Annotated in this window: 7 protein-coding genes; 3 read left to right on the forward strand and 4 right to left on the reverse strand. The window is 59.8% G+C overall.

What is annotated here, in order from left to right:
• Positions 1-382: 382 nt before the first annotated feature.
• Both G113_RS17085 and G113_RS17090 read right to left on the reverse strand, forming a co-directional pair.
• A complete protein-coding gene (locus tag G113_RS17085) occupies positions 383-1,069 on the reverse strand; it encodes an LrgB family protein (protein WP_005907749.1) in 687 nt (228 codons plus the stop codon).
• Positions 1,066-1,458, reverse strand: coding sequence for a CidA/LrgA family protein (locus G113_RS17090; RefSeq protein ID WP_005907750.1), 393 nt, complete (start codon positions 1,456-1,458; stop codon positions 1,066-1,068). Before G113_RS17090 ends, G113_RS17085 begins: the two co-directional genes overlap by 4 nt.
• A 179-nt stretch (positions 1,459-1,637) precedes the next feature.
• Between G113_RS17090 and G113_RS17095 the strand changes: the two genes are divergently transcribed.
• Positions 1,638-3,350: a glycoside hydrolase family 36 protein gene (locus G113_RS17095; protein WP_005907751.1), complete on the forward strand. Its 1,713-nt coding sequence runs from the start codon at positions 1,638-1,640 to the stop codon at positions 3,348-3,350.
• A 59-nt stretch (positions 3,351-3,409) separates the two neighbouring features.
• Here the strand turns inward: G113_RS17095 and G113_RS17100 are convergent, their stop codons facing one another.
• Complete coding sequence (locus G113_RS17100; RefSeq protein ID WP_005907752.1) at positions 3,410-3,916, reverse strand: hypothetical protein; 507 nt, start codon at positions 3,914-3,916, stop codon at positions 3,410-3,412.
• A gap of 109 nt (positions 3,917-4,025) precedes the next feature.
• Positions 4,026-5,432, reverse strand: a complete 1,407-nt coding sequence (gene sbcB / locus G113_RS17105; RefSeq protein ID WP_005907753.1) for an exodeoxyribonuclease I — start codon at positions 5,430-5,432, stop codon at positions 4,026-4,028.
• A 546-nt stretch (positions 5,433-5,978) separates the two neighbouring features.
• Here sbcB and G113_RS17110 point away from each other — a divergent pair.
• Positions 5,979-7,880 carry a putative bifunctional diguanylate cyclase/phosphodiesterase gene (locus G113_RS17110; protein WP_005907754.1) on the forward strand — a complete coding sequence of 634 codons (1,902 nt, stop codon included), beginning with the start codon at positions 5,979-5,981 and terminating at the stop codon, positions 7,878-7,880.
• 56 nt (positions 7,881-7,936) lie between these two features.
• The coding region (locus G113_RS17115; protein WP_005907755.1) for a toprim domain-containing protein at positions 7,937-8,266 on the forward strand (330 nt) is incomplete at its 3' end.

The raw sequence follows: 8,266 nt of genomic DNA on the forward strand, positions 1-8,266 counted from the left end.
GCTGGAGTCTGGTCTTGGCTGAAGCTAGCGGCAAGTCATCGCCAAGGACATCGGGGGTCACGACGTCTCTCAGGGACGTCGGCAGCTGGTCGAGTATCTTGGCAAAGCGGGGATGCATCTATCTGTCCTCATGGGCCAATTGGGAGGACGATTGTAGGGAGTGGCCGAGGTCATTTGTGTGAACCAACTCACAGCTTGCTCGCGCTGTCCGGCCGACAGGGAATGGGAAACGTTTGCTTTTCCAGTGGCGAGTCACCGGCAAGGGGCAGCTTGCCTCGAAAGCGTGTTACGGGGAGGGCAGGCAGGCCTGGACAATGACCCGAGGAGGCTTATAGGGGTTATGAAACAGCAGCAATGGCGGCCTGGCAGCCGCCATCGGATGTCAAGGAACCAGCCAGTGATAGAGGGCGAACAGCAGCGGCGCCACGGCGGCAGTCAGTATGCCGCACATTACCATGGCGAGGGAGGCGAAGGCACCTTGGCTAATGCCCTGCTCGGCGGATGCGGCGGTGCCGATGGCATGGGCACAGGCACCCATGGCGAGGCCCTGAGCCTCGGGATCCGTGACGCGAAACAGCTTGAGCAAGGGATAGCCGATGAGGGCGCCAATGATGCCGACCACCACTACCACGGCGGCGGCGATGGCTGGTATGCCCCCCAAGGATTGGCTGACGCTCATGGCCAGGGGGGTGGTGATCGATTTGGTGGCCAGCGACGCCAGCAGGGCCGGTTCTGCGCCCATGCAGTAACCGATCGCCAAGGTGGTACACACCGAGATCAATACGGAGGCCAGGGTGCAGATCAAGATGGGCTTGAGCCTGGCCTGGATCTGGCGGGCCTGTTGATAGAGTGGCAGGGCAAGGGCCACCACGGCAGGCTCGAGCAGGGCCGTGATGGGACGGGTGCCTTGCTGATAGTCGGTGAAGGGGAGCCCGAATCCGAGGATGATCCCCATGATCACCAGGGTCGGGATCAATACAGGGTTGATGATGGGCCAGGGCAGACGGCGATAGAGGGCCCGGGTCAGGAAATAGAGCGCAAGGGTCAGGGGCAGGGCCAGCCAGATCATGAATCCACCCTCTGATTGATTTTTTGATTCATCTGCTGATTCATGCGCTGATAGAGGCGCCCCACCACAGCCAGGATCAGCACTATGCCAACCACGACGCACAGCAAGATAAGTTCGATGGATTGACTCAGGGGCTCTAGCCAGGCGACCAGGCCGACGGCCACGGGCACGAACAAGACTCCCATATGACGCAGCAGCAGGCCGGCGCCCTGCTCGACCCAGCCTAGCTTGACGATTTGCAGGGAGAGCAGCACAAACAGGGTCAACAGCCCCAGTATGCTGCCGGGGAAGGCGAAGGGCAGCATTGCCGCCAGGGCTTTGCCTATCAACAGGCAGGCGATGATGACCATGAAGTCGCGAAAGTAGATCAAGGCGCGTTGGGCGAGCACGTGAGCCTCATTGGATAGCTGTGAGCGAGGTCGCAGTTTAACAGAGTGCAGGGGCCGCAGGACAGGGCCAACTGACCCACTTATGATACAAGCAGGAGTGGGCCTCACTTTGCGCAGGCTGAACGGCATTGGCCGAGCACCCTCAGCGCTCCTCTGCGTGCTTATCCAAGGAAACATCCATGTCGTCTTCACTCCTCGCCCGGTTACGGGCACTGCCAGCGGATCTGGCCCAACCCGACAACTTGCTGCAGACCCGGCAGTGGGACGGGCCCCTGTGCCGGGTGCGGCTGGACAATCTGGGACCCGATCCCGTGGCCGTCGATGACTGGGTGTTGTTTGATGGCTCCCTTGGCATCTCGTTGGATGCGGCCATCTATGGCGAGGGTTTCCAGATGCTGGCCCAGACAATGGGGCTCTGGCAGGCGCCCGAGCCGGTGGGACGTTGCCCGGATGCCGATGTCTATCGCATCACCCAGGATGACGGCTTTCACACCATTCACAATCTCTTGCTGGTTGCCCATCCCGAAGGGTGGCTGCTGCTGGCATTTGCCAGTTGCGGGCAATTTGGCGGTGAATTTCGCCTCTACCCCGATGGCCGTCTGCAGATCTTGATGCGGGCCGAGGGGCGGGCACTGCAACCGGGTCAGCATTGGCAGAGCGAAGGATTGCTCTGCCTGACGGGGCCGGATCGTGAGGCACTGCTGGCAGCGCTGGCCGGCAGGATCAGCGCAGAGCATGGCACCTTGATCTCACCGACGCAGGCGCGGCCAACGGGGTGGTGTTCCTGGTATCACTATTACAGCGAAGTGAGCGCTGAGGATATTCGCGAAAACCTGACGGAACGTGGGGCGCGCTTCCCTGCGCTGACATACGTGCAGATCGACGATGGCTATCAGGCCAGGATGGGGGACTGGCTGACACCCTCGGCCAAGTTCGAACAAGGGGTTGCCAGCTTGGCGGCAGAGATCCGTACCAGCGGTTGTGAACCTGCGCTCTGGGTCGCTCCGTTTATTGCCGAACCAGGTTCCCGGGTGTTTCAGGATCACCCTGACTGGTTCGTGCAAGGGGAGGATGGCTTGCCGCTCCCCGCCGAGCGGGTAACCTATGGCGGTTGGCGCTGTACTCCCTGGTATGTGCTCGATGGCACTCACCCCGAGGTGCAGGCCCACCTCGAGCGCAGCTTCCGTACCTTGCGCGAGCAGTGGGGCATTCATTACTTCAAGCTGGATGCCAACTTCTGGGGAGCCATACACGGCGGCCGTTTCTTTGACCCGGCCGCGACCCGCATTCAGGCCTATCGTCGTGGCATGGGGGCCATACTGGCGGGCGCCGGGGAGGGGGCCTTTCTGCTTGGTTGCAATGCGCCGCTATGGCCGAGTCTGGGGCTGGTGCACGGCATGCGGGCAAGCGATGACGTGGAGCGTAGTGGCCCGCGTTTTCGCCAGATAGCCAGAGAGAGCTTTTGCCGTGCCTGGCAAAACGATCGGTTGTGGGCGCTGGATCCTGACTGTGTCTGTCTGCGGGATCTCTCAAGCCAGCGGGCGGAGCCCCACGATTATGAGTTCCACCTGGCTGCCCTGGTAGCCAGCGGCGGCATGGTGTTGGCCGGCGACAGGTTGCAGGATCTCGATGAGGAACAAGCGGCAGCCCTGCACAAACTGCTGGCGCTGAGTGCGGTGCGCGCCCCCAGCGCGCGCTTTGACACCATGGCGTTTGAGCGCGGCTGGGTTGTCCTCCCTTCAGGTGGCAGGCTGCTCTGTCTGTTCAACTGGTGCGATAAGCCAGAGACAGTCACTGTGCCAGCAGGGGGGATCGATTTCTGGCATGAGACCGGGGTGGGTGAGTGGCTCACCCTGCAGGGCGGGCAAGGGAGAGTGATCAGCTACTCCTGAACTTGCGCCAAAATGATATCAGGCTCCCGTGGGAGCCTGATTGTTGCGCGATATGCGACTCAGTAGCGCCACTCGATGCCAAGGGCGTAGTTAGCTTGACCATAACCGGGGATCTGATTGGTGGAGGCGAGGGCCTTGACGGTGAGCATGGGGCTGAGCGGGACACCCAGGCCCATGCCAACGGCTATCTGATCGTTCGGGTTGCCTATCATATCGGCCCGCAGCATGCGATAGAGGGACATGTCCTGGCTCATATGAACATAGCTTTGGGAGGCGAGGTTATAGAGCTGGCCAAACACCTCCAGCTGAAATCCGGCCTGGGGGGTGATGGCCAAGGGCACCCCGACAAACTTGTAGAGATCCGAATAGTTGAAGTAGCTGTTGGTAATGGAGGGGGTGAAATTGGTCTGCTGGTAGAGGACGCTGAAACTCTGCTGCATCAACTGATAGCTCTGGCGTGGCAACTGCAACAGATATTCGGGCAACTCGAAGCGAGGCGCCGCGAAGACGGTGGGGGTCAGCAGTGTCAGGCCAAGCAGGCTGGCGGTAAGCAGGTTAGCGCGCATCTTGTTATGGAATATCCCTCTGGATGGCTGCCCTGTCATCAGGGCCTGTTGCCATTATGGCGTGAGCAGGCCTCTGCGACAGGGCTTTAACTGTGAAACTAGTCACAAGTTACAGATTTTCAAGGTAATGGTAGAGGGACTTCAGGATGATAAAGTTCCGTTCGTTACCCTGATTCTGCTCCGCCAGCGCCTCTAACCTGGGCAGATAGTCCGGCAGTTGGGATTCAAAGTAGTCGCTGCAATGTTGGCGCCAGCGTTTGAGTTCAGGTTCGCTAAGGGTCTGTGGCCAGTTACGGGCGCGATAGCGGAACAGCAGCTCGGGCAGGCGCTTGTCGCTGAAGGCAAACTCCCGTTCACCGAGCAACTCCGGGGACGTGGCGCGCACCATATCCATGCTCGCTTTGTCCCCCTGGCCGAAGAAGCCGGCATAGAGCTGGGTATCGGGGTCATTGTCGTTGTTACCCTCAAACTCCTGATTGAAGACCTCGACCAGCTTCTCGCGCACTTGTGGATGCGCCCGCAGCAGATCAAGGCTCCTGCGGCACTGCTCCCTATCAATCCCCAGTGTGTCGGCACGCTCCGGGGTCAGAGTGGCCGCCGGGGCCAGTACCGGGCACTTGTTGATGTGTACCAATTTGACCGGGATGGGGGCCAGCTCGCCCAGCTCGTCCTTGCGGGTGTAAAGCCGCTCGCGGATCTCTGCGCTGCTGAGCTCAATCAGGGGCGTCGGGTCACGGGTCAGATCCACCATGATGACGGCGTTCTGGTTATGGGGGTGCCAAGCCAGTGGCGACACCCAGCTCACGCAACCCTGCCAGGGGGAGAACATGCCGGAGACGTGCACCAGGGGTTTCATGGTCACCAGATCGAGCAAGGCCTTGACCTTGTTTTTGTTGCGCAGGGCAAACAGGTAATCGAACAGCTTGGGCTGCGCCTCTTTCACCTTCTTGGTCATGGCGATGGTGGCCAGCACGTCCGAAAGGGCATCGTGGGCATTGGCATGGCTGATGCCATTGGCTTCGGTCAGTTTTTCCAGGCGGAAACTCGGTTTGCCCTCCTCATCGAAGGCCCACTCTATCCCTTCTGGCCGCAGCGCGTAGCAGGCGCGCAGCATGTCGAGAATATCCCAGCGAGAGTTGCCGTTTTGCCAGGCATAGGCATAAGGGTCATAGAAGTTGCGATACAGGGTGTAGCGCGTGACTTCGTCATCGAAACGAATGCTGTTGTAGCCGAGAATGCAGGTGTCAGGTTTGGCGAATTCGGCGTGAATTTGGGCGATGAAGTCCGCTTCGCACAGGCCATCTTTCATCGCCTTTTGCGGCGTGATCCCCGTAATGAGGCAAGCTTCCGGGCTGGGTAGGTAATCGGCCGGCGGCTTGCAGTAGATGACCAGAGGATCGCCAATCAGATTGAAATCCGCATCGGTGCGCACCCCGGCAAACTGCGCCGGTCGATCGCGGGCCGGGCTTATCCCGAATGTCTCGTAATCGTGAAAGTAAAATGTTGGCTGTGTCATGGATCTCTACTGGTGCTGCGCGGTGAAACATGGCCCTTGAGGCCTTGGGCCGCCAATGCTGGCACAGATGGGGATCCCACTGCAACGCTGGCGGGGCAAGGGGCTGGCATCTGCTGTTTTATTGGTCGCCATGCTGTCTCATGCAAGAGGCTGGTTGTCATTCGAATATGATCTACTATAAGTTGAAATATCAAGTTGATAGCGTGTATTCAGCTTCGGAGGAAGCCTTATGTTGAGTAGCGTCGCAAGCTGGACTCCCCTCGGGACAGGGTTGGCGGGACAAGTTCACCGGGCAGCACAGCGCGGGCAGCTTAAGGCAACAATCATTGGCCGTGACGGGGAGGGCCGCGCAGTGGGGCATGATATGGCCGCGCCCTTGGCGAGTCTGCCTCGGGGTGAACATGACGATCAGCCCCCCCTGTCGTCGGGGCCAGCATCCTTATGGTGATGGCTTGCTCAGGGGGCTCACCCCTAGTCCCACCACGGGCCAGCAGCCACACCATGACCAGATGGTGCGGCAAGTGACTCGCCCCGAGATGTCATAACATGGTGCGCGGCAAGTTTGCCTCCCTTGCCCTGATCCTGGTGGCCTTTCTCGGGGTCACTCTCTGGTCGGCCTGGAGCAATGATCGCGCCTTCTCCGTGCTGGTGCGTTACACCCAGCTCTCCGCCTGGTCGTTGGCCCAGCTTGAGTTTGAAATGCAAAGCTTCCAAGAGGGTGTAAGCCTCTACCAGAGCGGCAATCTGGATGGGCGCGAGCTCAATAAACGTTACGATCTAGTCTGGAATCGGCTAGATATTTTCCTCAATGGGGATGAGTCGAGCACCATCCGGCAGCATTTTCAAGCCGAACGCAAGGTGGGACGCATCTTCATGCTGATCAAGCAGCACGAGCAGGATGTGCTGGATCCCCACCCGGGGTCTGCGGGTCTTGATAAGCTGGCATTGGGACTTGCCGACATGATGCCGGACATTCGTGACCTCATGGTTGAGAACTTCACCGGCCCGAGCGCTATTCGCCAGCGTATGTCATTGCTGCAATCCAAGCAGAGCAATTTCTGGTTGCTCAGCGGTCTCTTGCTGATGGGACTGGTGATGCTTTACATGCTGTTCCGGGAGACCCGCCGCCATCAATTTCTGGCCTGGAACGATCCCCTTACCCGCTTGCCCAATCGCGCCGCCTTTATCCGGGACCTGGACCAGGCGGCGCGGCGCGTTGTCAATCAGGATCGCCCGCTGACGCTCTGCTTGCTCGAGCTCAATCACTTCAAGGAGGTCAACGACAGCCTGGATTATGCGGCAGGGGATGCGCTGCTGGTGACGGTGGCTCGGGCCATTGAGGATTTCGTCGCAGGAGAGGCATTCGTGGCGCGGATCGGCGGCGATGAGTTCGCCCTCTCGTATTTTGGCGAGCGTGAGCAGGAGTATCCGGATCGCCTGCTGGCTCATCTGCAACAACTGGTGTTTCAGGCTGATCCGGCCCACAGGGTCAAGGTGAGCATGGGGATCAGCCAGAGCCTCATTGCCTGTCATCAGGTTGAGGAGATCATGCTGTTCGCCGACATTGCGCTGGACAATGCCCGCCAGCAAGGGGTTCGCAGCCAGCTGTTCAATCAGGCCATGCTGAGCCGCTATGAGCGCAGTCGTCAGCTTGCCGCCGAGTTGCGTGATCATCTGGATGGAGAGGGGAGCGATCAGCTCAGCCTCTATTATCAACCCATCATCAAACGGGAAGGGCGTCACCGGTTTGGCGCCGAGGCACTGCTGCGTTGGCAGCATCCTCAATACGGCTTCATCAGCCCGCCGGACATCATCAGCCTGGCCGAAGACAATGGCCTGGGAGAACGCCTCGGCGACTGGATCTTCAACCAGGTCAGCCAGGATCTGGCCCCCTTGCCGCCGAGCAAGGTGATGAAGCTGGAACTCTCCATCAACCTGTCCAGTTCCATGTTCAACGAAGGGCTGCCCTCCCGGGTGGCGCGGATGTTGCTGACGAGTTCCCTGTGCGCCGATCAGTTGATCCTGGAGTTGACCGAAACCATCGCCCTTGACGATCTCGAGCTCAGCCAACGTATTCTGACCGCCTTGCAGCAGTTGAGGGTGCGCATTGCCTTGGATGATTTCGGCACCGGCTGGTCCTCTTTTGCTTATCTCAAAGAGCTCAACTTCAACAAAATCAAGATAGACAAGTCTTTCATTTGCAATATCGACAGCCACACCCGCCAACAGTTGTTTGTCAGCAGCATCACGGATCTGGCGCACAAGCTGGCGGTACCCGTGGTGGCAGAGGGGGTGGAGACGGCGGCAGAGCTGGCGATGGTGTACGGTCTCGGCGTCGATGAGATCCAGGGTTTCTTCTACGCCAAGCCCATGCCAGCCGCCGATTTTCGCGCCTTCTGCCAGCGCTACCTTGCCCATCAGCCGCACGCCGTCTCACTCATGGGCTGACGCCCGTCCCGCCTCGGGTATAGTCCTGCGCCAGGAAACGCCTTGAGGAGTGCGAGATGAAATTCAGTCCCCTGCTGGACGACATGATGAAGGCCTTGCAGGTTCTGCCCGGGGTCGGCCCCAAGTCCGCTCAGCGCATGGCTTTTACCCTGCTCGAACGCGAACGCAGTGGCGGCCTGCGATTGGCCCAGTTGTTGACCCGCGCCCTGACCGAGATTGGCCATTGCAGCCAGTGCCGCACCTTCACCGAACAGGAGCGTTGCGAGATCTGCCAGAGCCCCAAACGGGCTGAGAGTGGCCTGCTCTGCGTAGTTGAGAGCCCGGCTGACGTAGCGGCCATCGAACACACGGGTCAGTTCTCCGGACGCTATTTTGTCTTGATGGGT

Source organism: Aeromonas molluscorum 848 (assembly GCF_000388115.1).
Taxonomy (GTDB): Bacteria; Pseudomonadota; Gammaproteobacteria; order Enterobacterales; family Aeromonadaceae; genus Aeromonas; species Aeromonas molluscorum.

What these genes read in the sequence shown, in the direction of transcription:
- G113_RS17085 (WP_005907749.1), bottom strand. Translation starts at nt 1,069, where the DNA reads ATGATCTGGCTGGCCCTGCCCCTGACCCTTGCGCTCTATTTCCTGACC.
- G113_RS17095 (WP_005907751.1), top strand. Translation starts at nt 1,638, where the DNA reads ATGTCGTCTTCACTCCTCGCCCGGTTACGGGCACTGCCAGCGGATCTG.
- G113_RS17100 (WP_005907752.1), bottom strand. Translation starts at nt 3,916, where the DNA reads ATGCGCGCTAACCTGCTTACCGCCAGCCTGCTTGGCCTGACACTGCTG.
- sbcB (WP_005907753.1), bottom strand. Translation starts at nt 5,432, where the DNA reads ATGACACAGCCAACATTTTACTTTCACGATTACGAGACATTCGGGATA.
- G113_RS17110 (WP_005907754.1), top strand. Translation starts at nt 5,979, where the DNA reads ATGGTGCGCGGCAAGTTTGCCTCCCTTGCCCTGATCCTGGTGGCCTTT.